We start from the raw sequence: 13,197 nt of genomic DNA, 5'->3' as shown, positions 1-13,197 counted from the left end.
CGGATGCGGCTGGGCAGGGGGTGGATCGGCGCAATGCTGGCCGTGCTGCTGGCGCTGGCGCCCGCGCTGGCTGTGGCGCAGGAGCCCGTGGCGCTGAGCGGCACGCTCAAGAAGGCGCGGGACACTGGCGTGCTGACGATCGGCTATCGGGAGTCGTCGCTGCCGTTCTCGTACCTGAACCAGGCCAGGCGGCCGATCGGCTACGCGATCGACATCTGCCAGGCCATCGTCCAGGCGGCCGCGGCCGAGATCAGCCGCGACGTGGCCGTGCAGTGGGTGCCGGTGACGTCCGAGAACCGCTTCGACGCCATCACGTCCGGCAAGGCTGACCTGGAGTGCGGATCGACCACGCGCAACGCCGAACGGCTGCGCACCGTGGCGTTCTCGCCGGTCATCTTCGTGGCCGGCACCAAGCTGATGGTGCCGCGCAATTCGCCGATCCGGACGTTCCGGGACCTCAAGGGCCGGACCGTGGTGGCCACGGCAGGCACCACCAATGCCAGCACCATCGAGGACCTGTCCAGGCGCTTCCAGCTCGGCATCAACCTGATCCGCGCCCGCGACCACGCCGACGCCTTCGAGGTGCTGCGCCACGGCGGCGCCGATGCCTACGCCGGCGACGACGTGCTGCTGTACGGCTTTTTGGCCCGCCACAACGCCGGCCGGCAGTTTCTGGTGACCAGCGAATTCCTGTCCTACGACCCCTACGGCATCATGCTGCGCCGGGGCGACCCCCAGTTCGCCGCCATCGTCGACAAGACCGTGCGCGACCTGATCACGTCGGGCGAGCTTGAACGGCTGTACAAGCAGTGGTTCCTGAACCGCCTGCCCACCGGCGAACGGCTGGGCATCCCGATGAGCGCCCAGCTCGAAGACATCATCCAGGCAACGCCGCAGCAGCCGGATTGAGTTATTTCCCCCGTTTGGTTGGCTCCCCTCTCCCGGGAGAGGGGAGCGAAATCTGCCGGAACGCTGGTCTTCTCGGACAATCCACGTGCCCCATGTTTTCTCCCCTCTCCCGCAGCGCGGGAGAGGGGTCGGGGGAGAGGGCCCGGCGGTTCAACTTGCGATCCGTCGCGCATCACGCGCTGGCCCTCACCCCCAGCCCCTCTCCCGCAGCGCGGGAGAGGGGTCGGGGGAGAGGGCCCGGCGGTTCAACCTGCGATCCGTCGCGCATCACGCGCTGGCCCTCTCCCCCAGCCCCTCTCCCGCAGGCGGGAGAGGGGAGCCCGGTCGGCGCCGATTAATGCGTTTTGCGTGCCAATCACGGCCATTCACGCACCCTCGACAAGCACAGTTCCCGCATTGTGCATTGCGATGGCGCAAACTGTACTCTTTCTCCCGCGGCTGTTCTGTACGTCCCTCCGATCACATTCCGGGTCTAGTCTGCCAACATCGCAGCGAGCGCCCGCGCACACGGAAAACCGGGCCGGGCGTTCGGGCACTAGTTCTGGAAGCCGCCCCCATGAGTTCGCCCACGCCCGAAAAGGGCCATATCGCGCCCTATACGCACCCGGCCGCCGGCTGGGGAGCGCTCAAGCAAGTTGCCATCAACCTCGTCAAGGAAAAGGTTGGCGGCGGCAAATACAAGACGCTGTTCAAGCAGAACCAGCCGGACGGCTTTGACTGCCCAGGCTGCGCCTGGCCTGACCGGCAGCACGCCTCGACGTTCGAGTTTTGCGAGAACGGCGTCAAGGCCGTGGCGGCCGAGGCCACCAGCAAGCGCGTCACCAACGAGTTCTTCGCCCGGTACACGGTGACCGAGCTGATGCAGCAGTCCGACTACGAGCTGGAACAGCACGGCCGGCTGACGCACCCCATGCGCTACGACGCGGCCACCGACAAGTACGTGCCGGTGGAATGGGACGCGGCGTTCCGCCTGGTCGCGGACCACCTGCGCCGGCTGGACAACCCCGACGCGGCCACGTTCTACACGTCCGGCCGCGCCAGCAACGAGGCGGCGTTCCTGTTCCAGCTGTTCGTGCGGATGTACGGCACGAACAACTTCCCCGACTGCTCGAACATGTGCCATGAGGCCACCAGCCGCGGCCTGCCGGTGACGGTGGGCGTGGGCAAGGCCACGGTGCTGCTCGACGACTTCCAACTGGCCGACACCATCATGGTCTGGGGCCAGAATCCGGCCACCAACCATCCGCGCATGCTCAACGAGCTGCGCGATGCGTCCAGGCGCGGCGCCACCATCGTGTCGATCAACCCGCTCAAGGAGCGCGGCCTGGAGCGCTTTGTCAGCCCGCAGCACGTGACCGAGATGCTGGGCGGCGGCGGCACCCGCATTGCGTCGATGTTCGTGCGGCCCCGGTTGGCCGGCGACTTCGCGCTGCTCAAGGGCCTGGGCAAGCGCGTGATCGAACTGGACGACGCGGCGGTGGCCACCGGCGGCCAGCGCGTGGTCGACGTGGACTTCATCCGCGAGCACACGGCCGATTTCGACGCCTTCGCGGCCGACCTGCGCGCCGAGAGCTGGGCCGACATCGTGGCCGAGTCCGGCGTCACGCGCGCCGACATCGACGCGCTGGCCGACGTCTACGTGAAGAGCGAGCGCACGATCATGTGCTGGGGCATGGGCCTGACGCAGCACAAGGAGTCGGTGCGGACCATCCAGCTGCTGTCCAACGTGATGATGCTGCGCGGCAATATCGGCAAGCCCGGCGCGGGCCTGATGCCGGTGCGCGGCCATTCGAACGTGCAGGGCGACCGCACGATGGGCATCGAGGAACAGCCCGACGACGCCTTCCTGGACCGCCTGGGCGCCACGTTCGGCTTCGAGCCGCCGCGCCATCATGGCCAGGACGTGGTGGCCGCGATCAACGCGATGCTGGCTGGCAAGGTCAAGGTGTTCGTGGGGCTGGGCGGCAATTTCTCGATCGCCACGCCCGACACGCCGCGCACCTGGCAGGCGCTGCGCCAGTGCGACCTGACCGTCAACATCGCCACCAAGCTCAACCGCAGCCACCTGGTCATCGGCCGCGACGCGCTGCTGCTGCCCACGCTGGGCCGCACCGAGATCGACGAGCAGGACGGCGTGCCGCAGGGCGTGACGGTGGAGGATTCGGTCTGCATGGTCCATATCTCGTACGGCATGAACAAGCCGGCGTCGCCGCACCTGTTGTCGGAGACGATGATCGTGGCGCGCATGGCCGACGCCACGCTGGGGTCGAACAAGGTGGACTGGCTGTGGTTCGCGCAGGACTACGCGCGCATCCGTGATGCCATCGAGAAGGTGATTCCGGGCTTCGAGCGCTACAACGAGCGCGTGGCCCGGCCGGGCGGCTTTCACCTGACGCCGGCGTCGCGCAACCGCGTGTGGCGCACGGCGTCGGGCAAGGCGCAGTTCCTGGTGCACCCGATCGACAAGGACACGCCGATCCGGCGCGCCCGCGAGCGCCATGGCGACGCGCTGATGGTGATGATGACCACGCGCTCGCACGACCAGTACAACACCACGATCTACGGGCTGGACGACCGCTACCGCGGCGTGTTCGGCCTGCGCCGGGTGGTGTTCATCAACCCGGCCGACCGCGCGCGGCTGGGGTTTGCCGAGGGTGAGCGGGTGGACATCACGAGCGTCTGGGAAGACGGCGTGACGCGCGACGTGCGGGACTTCCTGCTGGTGGACTACGACATCCCGGCGGGCTGCCTGGGCGCCTACTATCCCGAGACCAACCCGCTGGTGCCGCTGGAAAGCATCGGCGACCGGTCCGGCACGCCGACGTCGAAGTCGATCCCGGTGCTGCTGCGGCGCGCCGCCGCCTGACGCCGGGCGGGAGCGGACCATGGCCGGACGTGGATACGTCACGCGCGAGATCCGGCGCCACCAGGGCGACGCCGTGGCGATGGAAATCGACCAGGTGGCCGAGGAAGTGCCCGTGGCGCTGGTCTACAACGGCATCTCGCACGCCGTGATGATGGCCACGCCGCTGGACCTGGAGCCGTTCGCGGCGGGGTTCTCGCTGACCGAGGGCATCGTCGACGGCGTGCACGAGATCTACGACGTCGAGGTGGAGCCGGGCTGCGACGGCATCGAGGTCCGGCTGGAAGTCAGTCAGCGGGCGTTCATGGCGCTCAAGCAGCGCCGCCGCACGCTGGCCGGCCGCACCGGCTGCGGCGTCTGCGGCATCGAGAGCCTGGCCCTGCTGGACCTGGTGCCCGAGCCGCTGGCCGGCATCCGGCCGGTGTCACCCGATGCGGCGGCCATCCGCCGCGCCGCCGCCGACCTGCGCGCGCGTCAGCATCTGATGGCGGCCACCGGCGGCGTCCATGCCGCCGCGTGGTGCGGCCCGGACGGCCAGCTACGCGCCGTGTTCGAGGACGTGGGGCGCCACAACGCGCTGGACAAGCTGATCGGCCACCTGGCGCGTGCGCGCGAGGCGTTCGGCGAGGGCTTCGTGTTCCTGTCCAGCCGGGCCAGCTACGAACTGGTGCGCAAGGCCGCGCGGATGCAGATTCCGATGCTGGCGACGATCTCGGCGCCCACGTCGCTGGCCATCCGCATCGCGGAACAGGCCGGCGTGCGGCTGCTGAGCTTTTGCCGCCAGGACGGCTTCGTCGAATACACTTCGCCTGGAACCGTAATCGCATCGGAGCCGCCGGTGGCCGCAGGCTGACGCCTGGGGTGTCCGGCTGTCTCCCGGATAACCCCCAGACAAGGCGACAGACCCGTTGGCAACCCTGTACGAAAAGCTCGCGGCCGATATCGAGGCGCTGGTGCAGCAGGGCGTGCTGCTGCCCGGCGAGAAGATCCCGTCCGTGCGCCAGGCCGCGCAGCACCACCGGCTCAGCATCACCACCGTGATCCGGGCCTACCTGCTGCTGGAATCGCGCGGCATCCTGGAAAGCCGCCCGCAGTCGGGCTACTTCGTGCGCGCCCGGCCCGGCGAGCCGGCCATCGACCTGCAGCCCACGCGCCCGGCCACGCGGCCGTCGGCCGTGGACGTGAGCGCGCTGGTGCTGTCCACGCTGCGCTCGATCCGCGCCGACGACGCGGTGCCGCTGGGGTCGCCCTATCCGGACCCCAAGCTCTACCCGTGGCAGCGGATCATCCAGTACGCCAACACCATCGGCAAGCGCTACGACACCTGGAGCGTGCTGGACGACCTGCCGCCCGGATCGCCTGAACTGATCCGCCAGATCACGCGCCGCTACCTGGAAAACGGCTATACGGTCGATCCCAACGAGGTGGTGGTGACGATCGGCGCCACCGAGGCCATCAACCTGTGCCTGCAGGCCGTGGCCCGGCCCGGCGACACGATCGCGGTGGAATCGCCCACCTACTACGCGATGCTGCACGCCATCGAACGGCTGGGCATGCGCGCCGTGGAGGTGGCGACCGACCCGGTGGCCGGCATCGACGTGCAGGCGCTGGCGCGGCTGATCGACGAGCGGCCCGTGGCGGCCTGCATGGTGATGCCGAACTTCCAGAACCCGCTGGGCTTCCAGATGCCCGACGAGCGCAAGCAGGCGCTGGTGGCGCTGCTGACCGCGCGCGACATCCCGGTGATCGAGAACGACGTCTACGGCGAGCTGTACTACGGCGACGCCCATCCCACATCGCTGAAGTCGTACGACACGGCTGGCATCGTGCTGCACTGCTCGTCGTTCTCGAAGACGCTGACCAATGCCTACCGGATCGGCTGGGCGCTGCCGGGCCGCTACCGCCAGAAGGTGGAGCGGCTCAAGTTCCTGAACACGCTGACCACGTCCACCATCCCGCAGCTCGCCATTGCCGAATTCCTGCGCAAGGACGGCTACGACTACCACCTGCGCCGCGTGCGCAAGGCCTACGCCCAGCAGGCCAACATCATGGCCGCCGCGGTGCGGCGCTTCTTCCCGGCCGGCACGCGCGTGTCGCGCCCGGCGGGCGGCTACGTGCTGTGGGTGGAACTGCCCGAGGAGGTGGACGCCATGGCGCTGTACCACGCGGCGCTGGAGCGGCGCATCACGGTGGCGCCGGGGCATATCTTCTCGCCGGTGCCCACGTACACGAACTGCATCCGGCTGAACTACAGCGGCGCGTGGTCCGAAGAGGTGGAATCGGCCGTGATCACGCTGGGCAAGCTGGTGGCGACATTACAAGAAAGGGAGACGACATGACGGACGATGCGGACCGGGCGGACGGACCCGACGAGGACGAGGACCTGCCCGGCGGGGACGATGGGGAGCCGGAAGGCGGGGGGCTGGACCCCACGGTGGCCGTCATCCTGCAGGCCCTGTGGGAGCACCGGTTGACCGAGCCGGACAAGGACCTGTCGCTGGCCCGGCTCAGCAAGCGCGCCGGCGTGCAGATGAGCGTGCTGCGCCGCGTGCTGACCCAGCTCGGCGACGCCGACCTCGTCGAGACAGCCATGGAGGAAGACGGCCGCGGCACGGCCCGGCTGACCGAGGAGGGCGAAGCCATCTGCGGCCAGTTGTTCGACTCACCGGCACCAGGGGACGGCCCGCTGCTGCATTGATCTGGCTCGCGTCAGATTGTCCCGTTGTCTCATAGACTCCGCCGCGCGGCCAGCCCGGTCAGACGACCTTGCCGGGGTTCATCAGGTGCTGCGGGTCCAGCGCCTGCTTGATGGCGCGCATCATCGCCAGTTCCACTTCGCTCTTGTAGCGGCGGTTTTCCTCGACCTTGAGCTGACCCAGGCCGTGCTCGGCCGAGATCGAGCCGTCGTGGGCCTGGACGCTGTTGTGGACGATCAGGTTGATGGCGTCCTGGTGCTGCAGGAACTGGTCGTGGTCGACGCCGGCCGGTGGCGACACGTTGTAGTGCAGGTTGCCGTCGCCAAGATGGCCGAAGGTGACCATGCGGGCGCCCGGGAAGGCGTCCTGGACCAGCGCGTCGGTGGTCTCGATGAAATCGGCCACGCGCGAGATCGGCACGGCGATGTCGTGCTTGATGTTCTTGCCTTCCTCCACTTGGGCCAGTGGAATGTGCTCGCGCAGGTTCCAGAAGTCGCGCGACTGCTGGACGGATTCAGCGACCACGGCGTCGGTGACCACGCCGGCGTCCAGGGCGGCCTCCATCATCGTCTCGAAGATGCCGCGCGCGTGCTGCTCGCCCTCGCTGTCGGACAGCTCCAGCAGCACCACCTGCGGATGGTGCTCGGCAAACGGGTAGCGCAGCTGCGGAAAATGCCGCGTGACCAGTTCCATGCACATGGCCGACATCAGCTCGAAGCCGGTCAGCATGGCGCTGGCGTGGGACTGGGCGATGGCCAGCAGCGCCAGCGCGGCGCGCGGGCTTGGCACGGCGGCCAGCGCCGTCACGCGGGCGCGCGGGGCCGGGAACAGCTTCATGACCGCGGCCGTGATGATGCCGAGCGTGCCTTCGGCACCGATGAACAGGTCGCGCAGGTCGTAGCCGGTGTTGTCCTTGCGCAGGCCGCGCAGGCCGTTCCAGACCTCGCCGCGCGCGGTCACTACCTCCAGGCCCAGGCACAGCTCGCGGGTATTGCCATAGCGCAGCACGGCGGTGCCGCCGGCATTGGTCGACAGGTTGCCGCCGATCGTGCAGCTGCCCTCGGCCGCCAGCGACAGCGGGAACAGCCGGCCATGCTCGCGCGCCACGTCCTGCAACTGCTGGAGGATCACGCCGGCCTCCACCGTGATCGTGTTGTTGAGCGGGTCCACCTGCCGCACGCGGTTCAGCCGCTGGAGCGACAGCACCACCACGCCGCGCGCGGCCGCGTCGCCGCCGGCCGGCGTGGCGCCGCCGCACAGGCCCGTGTTGCCGCCCTGCGGCACCACGGCAATGCGGTGCGCGTGGCAGGCGTGCATCACGGCGGCCACCTCGTCGGTGTTGCCGGGCCGCAGCACGGCCAGCGCGTCACCGGTGTAGCGGCGGCGCCAGTCGGTCAGGTAGGGCGCCTTGTCGGCCGCGTCGGTCAGCACGTTGGACGGGCCGACGGCGGCGCGGCAGAGATCGAGGAACGAGTCGGAGTGCACGGTGGACATGGCGGACATGGGCGCTCAGGGGGAGGGGGCCGATCGGGCGAGGGCCTTGGCGCGGCGCTTGTAGGGCCGCAGGTAAAGGATCGTGGCGACGAAGAACAGCAGCGTCAGCGCGACTTCCGCCCACGCCAGCCACGACGACGGGGCGCGGTCGCTAGTGGCGCGCACGATGCCTTCGGTGAAATAGAGCAGGATCAGCATCGACGACCACTGCATCGTGTAGCGGTTGCGCCGCCATACGCCGCGCAGCACCGGCAGCAGCAGCACGAACTTGGCGATCAGCCACGAGCCGCCGGGCCGCAGCGGCGCCAGGAACCATTCCCAGGCGATACACAGCGCGATCAGCGCCAGCAGGCTGGCCAGGCTCAGGTACCAGAGGCGCGGGCTGTGCAGCGCGGCGTCGTCGGAAGGGGCCGGCATCATGCGGCGAGCTTCAGGGCGGTCTGGGCCAGGCGGCGGCCCATGGCGGTGGCCAGCGCGGCTTCCTGGTCGGTGACCGGGCCGTGGTTGTCCACGTGCGCGTGATGGCTCGGGCCGTACGGCGTGCCGCCGGCCGTGGTCGTCATCAGGCCGGCTTCGGAATAGGGCAGGCCGACGATCAGCATGCCGTGGTGCAGCAGCGGCAGCATCATCGACAGCAGCGTGGTTTCCTGGCCGCCATGCAGGCTGCCCGTCGACGTGAACACGCAGGCCGGCTTGCCGGACAGCCCGCCCGCCAGCCACTGCGCGACGGTGCCGTCGAGGAAGTACTTCATCGGGGCCGCCATGTTGCCGAAGCGGGTGGGGCTGCCGAGCGCCAGCCCGGCGCATTCCTCAAGGTCGCGCAGTTCGGCATAGGGCGCGCCTTCGGGCGGGATGTCGGAAGCGGTGGCCTCGCAGACCGTGGATACCGGCGGCACGGTGCGCAGGCGCGCCTGGGCGCCGGGCACGCTCTCAATGCCGGTGGCGATCAGTTCGGCCAGTCTGCGGGTGGCGCCGTGGCGGCTGTAGTAGAGGACGAGGATGTCGGTCATGGATGGACGGGCGGCGGGACGGCGGACGGTGTACGGCAGGGCCGCCGGCTGGCTGGCGGGCCCGCGGTGCGGGCGCCGCGGAACGATCCGCGTATTATAGTTGGGGCGCTGCCGGAAGTGCCGCGTGGGCGGCCCGGCCGCCGCTGTCATCGATTCGAGAGGAGAACGTCCCCGCATGTCCGCCCCCCGCATTGCCCGCCTGCGCAGGGAATGGAACCTGCAGAAGGTGCGCGCACTGTCCCGCTACGCGCTGCGCCGCGCCGGCGAGAACCGCCTGCCGCAGGTGGCCGCCAGCCTGACGTTCACGACGTTCCTGTCCGTCGTGCCGGTGCTGACGGTGGCCTTTGCGCTGCTGGCCGCGTTCCCGGTGTTCCGCGACTTCCGCGGCCAGATCGAGGCGTTCCTGTTCCAGAACCTGATCCCGGGCGGCAATATCAGCGATTCGGTGTCGCGCTACCTGGGCCAGTTCGCCAAGAGCGCGCGCGGCCTGACCGCGCTGGGCCTGGGCGGACTGATGGTGACGTCGGTGCTGACGATGCTGACCGTGGAAGACGCGCTGAACGCGATCTGGCGCGTCAAGCGGCGGCGCCCGTTCGCGCAGCGGGTGCTGGTGTTCTGGGCCGTGCTGACGCTGGGGCCGGTGCTGATCGGCGGCAGCCTGTCGATCAGCTCGTACCTGATATCGATCTCGATGGGCTACGTCGGCAACCTGCCGTTCGGGCTCGGGCTGCTGGTCAGCCTGGTGCCGGTGGCGCTGACCGCCGTGGCATTTGCGTTTCTGTACATGGCCGTGCCGTACGCCTACGTCGACTGGCGCGATGCGATCTTCGCCGGCATCGTGGCCGCCGTGGCGTTCGAGGTGGCCAAGCGCGCCTTCGGCTATTTCATTACCCATATCCCCACCTACACGGCCGTCTACGGGACGTTTGCCGTGCTGCCGCTGTTCCTGCTCTGGATGTACGTGAGCTGGCTGGTCACGCTGCTGGGCGCGACGATCGCGTCGAACCTGCCCGTGATCCGCGAGGGCCACTGGCGGCGCCGCACGTTCGCCGGCAGCGAATTCTTCGACGCGCTGGGCGTGCTCTATGTGCTCTATCGCGCCCGCGACGAGGTGCCGCGCAGCATGGGCGAACTGGAGATTGGGCGCAAGCTGCGGGTGGAGGCCGACTACCTGGCCGGGCTGCTGGCCAAGCTCAAGGCCATGCACCTGGTCGGCAAGCTCCAGCAGGATCGCGGGCAGGCGCACTGGGCGCTGCTGTGCGATCCGGCGCAGGTCACGCTGCGGATGCTGCACGACCGGCTGGTGCTGAACCTGGCGCGCCTGCCGCGCACGGCGCTGGCCCAGCAGATGCGGGGCGTGGAGGTGCTGCGCGGCATCCTGGACAACCCCCAGCTCGACCAGCCGCTCGAAGCGGTGTTCCGCCAGCAGACGGCCGGCGTGGCTGCCAACGAGGCGCCCGAGGCGCCCGACCCTGCCAGCGCCGCCGCCCAGCCGGCGCGCCAGCCCGACCTGCCGCGCCACGCCTAGCCGACGGCCGGCGCCGGTTCAGAAGCGGATCTTGCCGCGCAGGATGTCCGCGTACATCACCCAGTCGCCCATCAGGCTGTAGAACGGGTGCCGGAACGTGGCCGGGCGGTTTTTCTCGAAGCCGAAATGGCCGATCCAGGCAAACGCGTAGCCCGACACCAGCGCGCCCAGCAGCCACCAGAAATTTCCGGTCACGACCAGCGCCACCAGGCAGGCCAGCGCCAGCGTCGACCCGACGAAATGCAGCCGTCGGCAAGTGCGGTTGCGGTGCTCGTTCAGGTAGAACGGGTAGAAGTCGGCAAAGCGCGCGAATTCCTTGGCGTGGGTCTGGGCCATGGCAGTCTCCTTGGGGGCGAGTCGGGTTGGGCTCAGCGGGCAGCGCGCGCGAACGCGGCCAGCGCGTCGAGAACGTCGTCGGGACGCTCGCCCATCAGCGCATGGCCCGCCGGCACCGTGACCACGCGGGCCTGCTTCATCCGGGCCGCCAGCGCCTGGGCGGCCTTGGGCGACGTCATCATGTCCTTGCTGCCCACCACGAACAGCGCCGGACAGGCCACGGCGGCGGCCGCTTCCTCGCCATGCGCGTAGGCGTTGCAGGCCGAGAAGTCGGTGTGGAAGACGTGGGCGTCCGGGTTGCGGGCCGACACGCGCTCCATCAGCCGCTGGCTGCCGCCATGCATCCACGCGCCCGGGCCGGGCGACGACGGCTTGCTGGCCAGGCTGGAGATCGACCACTGGTTGACCATGGCAATGGCGTCCGCCTCTCGGTGCAGCGCGGCGTCGAGCAGCGCGTCGGACACTTTCATCGGATAGGCCGTGGCCAGCAGGCCGATGCCGCGCACCGCCTGCGGATGCCGCGCCGCGCATTCGAGCGCGATCAGCGACCCCATGCTGTGGCCGAACACCAGCGCCGGCGCCGTCACCCCGGCTGCCGCCAGCAGCGCGACGACCCAGTCGGCCATGGCCTCGACTGTGTCCAGCGGCGCGCCGGCGCTGCGGTTGTGGCCGGGCAGGTCGACGGCCAGCACCGAGAACCCGTGGTTGGCAAACCAGCGCGTCTGCAGCGCCCAGACGCTGTGGTCGTTCTGCGCGCCGTGCACGAACACGGCGCAGGGCAGGGCCGGGTCGAACGGCTTGCCGCCGGTGTAGGCATAGGCCTCGTGGCCGGAAACGGTCAGTTTCATGACGCCTTGCCCCCCTTCGCCATGGCCTTCTCGGCGGCCTTGAGACCGCGCTTGAGGTCGTCGACGAGGTCGTCCGGGTCCTCCAGGCCGATCGACAGCCGGATCGTGCCCTCGCCGATGCCGGCGGCCTGCAGCGCCGCCGCGTCCATGCGGAAATGGGTGGTCGAGGCCGGGTGGATGACCAGCGAGCGGGCGTCGCCGACGTTGGCCAGGTGCGAGAACAGCGACAGGCTTTCGATAAAGCGCTGCCCGGCCTGCCGGTCGGCCTTGAGGTTGAAGCTGAACACCGCGCCGCAGCCGCGCGGCAGTAGCCGTTTGGCTAAAGCGTAGTCGGGGTGCGATTCCAGTTCGGGGTAGGCCACCGACTCGACCATCGGATGGCCGGCCAGGAACTGCACCACGCGGCGCGTGTTGTCGACATGGCGCGCCATGCGCAGCGGCAGCGTCTCGATGCCCTGCAGCAACTGCCAGGCTGCCATCGGATTCATGCAGGCGCCAAAGTCGCGCAGGCCCTCGCGGCGGGCGCGCAGCAGGAACGGCGCCACCGTGCTTTCCTCGGTGAACACCATGTTGTGGAAGCCCGCGTACGGCTCGGACAGTTCCGGAAAGCGCCCGGACGCCTCGAAATCGAACGTGCCGCCTTCGGCCAGCACGCCGCCGATGGTGGTGCCATGGCCGCCCAGGAACTTGGTGGCCGAGTGGTAGAGCAGGCCGGCGCCATGGTCGAACGGCCGCAGCAGGTAAGGCGTGGTGAACGTGGAATCGACCAGCAGCGGGATGCGGTGGTCCCGGCCGATCTGCGCCACGGTCTCGATGTCGAGCACGTCCAGGCCCGGGTTGCCGAGCGTCTCGCCGAACAGCAGCCGGGTCTCCGGGCGGATGGCGGCGCGCCAGGCGTCGATGTCGCGCGGGTTGACGAACGTGGTCTCGATGCCGAAGCGGCGCAGCGTGTAGTGCAGCAGGTTGTGCGAGCCGCCGTAGAGCGCGCTCGACGCGACGATGTGGGCGCCGGCCCCCATCAGCGTGGCCACGGCCAGGTGCAGCGCGGCCTGGCCCGAGGCGGTGCCGATGGCGCCCGCGCCGTTTTCCAGCGCGGCCACGCGCTCCTCGAACACGGCCACGGTGGGGTTGCTGATGCGCGAGTAGACGTGGCCGGCGCGCTCCATGTTGAACAGCGACGCGGCGTGCTCGCTGTCCCGGAAGACAAATGACGTGGTCAGGTGGATCGGTGTGGCGCGGGCCCCGGTGGCGGGGTCCGGCGCGGCGCCGGCGTGCAGGGCCAGCGTGTCGAAGCGGCTGCCAGACGATGTGGACATGGCGGGAAGGGCCCGGCGCGCCGGGCCGCGAGTGGTGGCTGTCGTCCGGCATCCTAGCACCATGGGCCCCCCGCGCAACACCGGGTATTTCCCGCCGCGCGGGCCGCCTGGCAGGCCGTGCCGGGGGCGTCCGGACGCGGTCTGGCGGTGGGCGGGACGGCGGCCCGGGTGGCGCCCTGGAGGCCGCGCTCGCTTTA

Annotated in this window: 12 protein-coding genes; 6 read left to right on the top strand and 6 right to left on the bottom strand. The window is 69.7% G+C overall.

Features of this window, described 5'->3' with window-relative positions:
* The first annotated feature begins 3 nt into the window (after positions 1 to 3).
* The 5 genes from QTN24_RS22295 to QTN24_RS22275 all read left to right on the top strand — a co-directional run bounded on the left by QTN24_RS22295 (position 4) and on the right by QTN24_RS22275 (position 6,470).
* Positions 4 to 909: an amino acid ABC transporter substrate-binding protein gene (locus QTN24_RS22295; protein ID WP_409559073.1), complete on the top strand. Its 906-nt coding sequence runs from the start codon at positions 4 to 6 to the stop codon at positions 907 to 909.
* A 556-nt stretch (positions 910 to 1,465) separates the two neighbouring features.
* Positions 1,466 to 3,775 (top strand): FdhF/YdeP family oxidoreductase, encoded by a 2,310-nt coding sequence (locus QTN24_RS22290; protein WP_313839885.1) that lies wholly within the window; start codon positions 1,466 to 1,468, stop codon positions 3,773 to 3,775.
* A 19-nt stretch (positions 3,776 to 3,794) separates the two neighbouring features.
* The gene (gene fdhD / locus QTN24_RS22285; RefSeq protein WP_409559071.1) at positions 3,795 to 4,625 is read left to right on the top strand and encodes a formate dehydrogenase accessory sulfurtransferase FdhD; all 831 of its coding nucleotides are present in this window, start codon (positions 3,795 to 3,797) and stop codon (positions 4,623 to 4,625) included.
* A 55-nt stretch (positions 4,626 to 4,680) separates the two neighbouring features.
* Positions 4,681 to 6,111 carry a PLP-dependent aminotransferase family protein gene (locus tag QTN24_RS22280; RefSeq protein WP_124684555.1) on the top strand — a complete coding sequence of 477 codons (1,431 nt, stop codon included), beginning with the start codon at positions 4,681 to 4,683 and terminating at the stop codon, positions 6,109 to 6,111.
* On the top strand, positions 6,108 to 6,470 hold the full coding sequence (locus QTN24_RS22275; RefSeq protein ID WP_313839883.1) for an ArsR family transcriptional regulator: 363 nt from the start codon (positions 6,108 to 6,110) through the stop codon (positions 6,468 to 6,470). The genes QTN24_RS22280 and QTN24_RS22275 overlap by 4 nt, the downstream gene beginning before the upstream one ends.
* Positions 6,471 to 6,528: 58 nt before the next feature.
* Here the strand turns inward: QTN24_RS22275 and QTN24_RS22270 are convergent, their stop codons facing one another.
* From QTN24_RS22270 to wrbA, 3 genes are read right to left on the bottom strand one after another with little or no spacing between them, the layout of a single operon-like run.
* Positions 6,529 to 7,953, bottom strand: a complete 1,425-nt coding sequence (locus tag QTN24_RS22270; RefSeq protein ID WP_313839943.1) for an FAD-binding oxidoreductase — start codon at positions 7,951 to 7,953, stop codon at positions 6,529 to 6,531.
* A gap of 24 nt (positions 7,954 to 7,977) precedes the next feature.
* Positions 7,978 to 8,382, bottom strand: coding sequence for a DUF2069 domain-containing protein (locus tag QTN24_RS22265; protein ID WP_124684553.1), 405 nt, complete (start codon positions 8,380 to 8,382; stop codon positions 7,978 to 7,980).
* Positions 8,379 to 8,972, bottom strand: a complete 594-nt coding sequence (gene wrbA, locus QTN24_RS22260; RefSeq protein ID WP_124684552.1) for an NAD(P)H:quinone oxidoreductase — start codon at positions 8,970 to 8,972, stop codon at positions 8,379 to 8,381. The genes QTN24_RS22265 and wrbA overlap by 4 nt, the downstream gene beginning before the upstream one ends.
* A 175-nt stretch (positions 8,973 to 9,147) precedes the next feature.
* Here wrbA and QTN24_RS22255 point away from each other — a divergent pair, with 175 nt between their 5' ends.
* The gene (locus QTN24_RS22255) at positions 9,148 to 10,500 is read left to right on the top strand and encodes a YihY family inner membrane protein (RefSeq protein ID WP_313839880.1); all 1,353 of its coding nucleotides are present in this window, start codon (positions 9,148 to 9,150) and stop codon (positions 10,498 to 10,500) included.
* 18 nt (positions 10,501 to 10,518) lie between these two features.
* Here the strand turns inward: QTN24_RS22255 and QTN24_RS22250 are convergent, their stop codons facing one another.
* The 3 genes from QTN24_RS22250 to QTN24_RS22240 are packed head-to-tail and all read right to left on the bottom strand — an operon-like array spanning position 10,519 to position 13,000.
* On the bottom strand, positions 10,519 to 10,836 hold the full coding sequence (locus QTN24_RS22250; protein ID WP_124684551.1) for an Mpo1-like protein: 318 nt from the start codon (positions 10,834 to 10,836) through the stop codon (positions 10,519 to 10,521).
* Positions 10,837 to 10,868: 32 nt separating this feature from the next.
* On the bottom strand, positions 10,869 to 11,684 hold the full coding sequence (locus tag QTN24_RS22245) for an alpha/beta hydrolase (protein ID WP_313839878.1): 816 nt from the start codon (positions 11,682 to 11,684) through the stop codon (positions 10,869 to 10,871).
* The gene (locus QTN24_RS22240) at positions 11,681 to 13,000 is read right to left on the bottom strand and encodes an O-acetylhomoserine aminocarboxypropyltransferase (RefSeq protein ID WP_124684549.1); all 1,320 of its coding nucleotides are present in this window, start codon (positions 12,998 to 13,000) and stop codon (positions 11,681 to 11,683) included. The genes QTN24_RS22245 and QTN24_RS22240 overlap by 4 nt, the downstream gene beginning before the upstream one ends.
* Positions 13,001 to 13,197 lie beyond the last annotated feature (197 nt).

The organism is Cupriavidus sp. SZY C1 (assembly GCF_032190535.1).
GTDB classification, from domain to species: domain Bacteria; phylum Pseudomonadota; class Gammaproteobacteria; order Burkholderiales; family Burkholderiaceae; genus Cupriavidus; species Cupriavidus pauculus_C.
The sequence above is the reverse complement of the archived record's forward strand: the minus strand, read 5'-3'. Positions and strand labels throughout refer to the sequence as shown.

What these genes read in the sequence shown, in the direction of transcription:
- QTN24_RS22240 (WP_124684549.1), bottom strand. Translation starts at nt 13,000, where the DNA reads ATGTCCACATCGTCTGGCAGCCGCTTCGACACGCTGGCCCTGCACGCC.
- QTN24_RS22250 (WP_124684551.1), bottom strand. Translation starts at nt 10,836, where the DNA reads ATGGCCCAGACCCACGCCAAGGAATTCGCGCGCTTTGCCGACTTCTAC.
- QTN24_RS22255 (WP_313839880.1), top strand. Translation starts at nt 9,148, where the DNA reads ATGTCCGCCCCCCGCATTGCCCGCCTGCGCAGGGAATGGAACCTGCAG.
- wrbA (WP_124684552.1), bottom strand. Translation starts at nt 8,972, where the DNA reads ATGACCGACATCCTCGTCCTCTACTACAGCCGCCACGGCGCCACCCGC.
- fdhD (WP_409559071.1), top strand. Translation starts at nt 3,795, where the DNA reads ATGGCCGGACGTGGATACGTCACGCGCGAGATCCGGCGCCACCAGGGC.
- QTN24_RS22295 (WP_409559073.1), top strand. Translation starts at nt 4, where the DNA reads ATGCGGCTGGGCAGGGGGTGGATCGGCGCAATGCTGGCCGTGCTGCTG.
- QTN24_RS22265 (WP_124684553.1), bottom strand. Translation starts at nt 8,382, where the DNA reads ATGATGCCGGCCCCTTCCGACGACGCCGCGCTGCACAGCCCGCGCCTC.
- QTN24_RS22290 (WP_313839885.1), top strand. Translation starts at nt 1,466, where the DNA reads ATGAGTTCGCCCACGCCCGAAAAGGGCCATATCGCGCCCTATACGCAC.
- QTN24_RS22275 (WP_313839883.1), top strand. Translation starts at nt 6,108, where the DNA reads ATGACGGACGATGCGGACCGGGCGGACGGACCCGACGAGGACGAGGAC.
- QTN24_RS22245 (WP_313839878.1), bottom strand. Translation starts at nt 11,684, where the DNA reads ATGAAACTGACCGTTTCCGGCCACGAGGCCTATGCCTACACCGGCGGC.